The organism is Leucobacter sp. OH1287, from assembly GCF_003859945.1.
Lineage (GTDB): Bacteria > Actinomycetota > Actinomycetes > Actinomycetales > Microbacteriaceae > Canibacter.
The window spans coordinates 1-356 of the sequence record NZ_RQYM01000038.1 but is presented as its reverse complement, the minus strand read 5'-3'; the positions used below and the strand labels follow the sequence as shown (position 1 = coordinate 356).

1 protein-coding gene is annotated in these 356 nt (G+C 57.3%); it reads right to left on the bottom strand.

The genetic code is table 11. From position 1 onward, the window contains the following. Positions 1-162: 162 nt before the first annotated feature. Positions 163-324, bottom strand: a complete 162-nt coding sequence (locus EII30_RS08935; RefSeq protein WP_158608706.1) for a hypothetical protein — start codon at positions 322-324, stop codon at positions 163-165. Positions 325-356: the final 32 nt, after the last annotated feature.

Here is a 356-nt window from a genome sequence, read left to right as displayed (position 1 = left end):
GTGGTTATGTGGCATGAGCTGCATACCTCTGACCCGTACCGGCTTGATTGGGACTAGGCGAGAAATGCCACACATTTTGTCCACTTACCCGGAAAGCTCGACTCTCAAGGGCGGTTACGTTTCAGCTCCGGCGGCGGATACGACCATATCAGCGTCGATCTGCTAGGCGGCACGGCTGACGGCAAAGCGCGCGCTGAGTTTGACAAGTTTTTGACCGCGCGCGGTATCTAACTCCGTCCCGTTGGTTGTCTCCCCGTCGTTGTTTGCGGCGGCGGGCGGGTGCGACACGCCGAGCGCGTGCATGAATTTATTCCCGGGTTTCACCAATGTTTTCTAGGGTAGTAGCGGGTTTCATG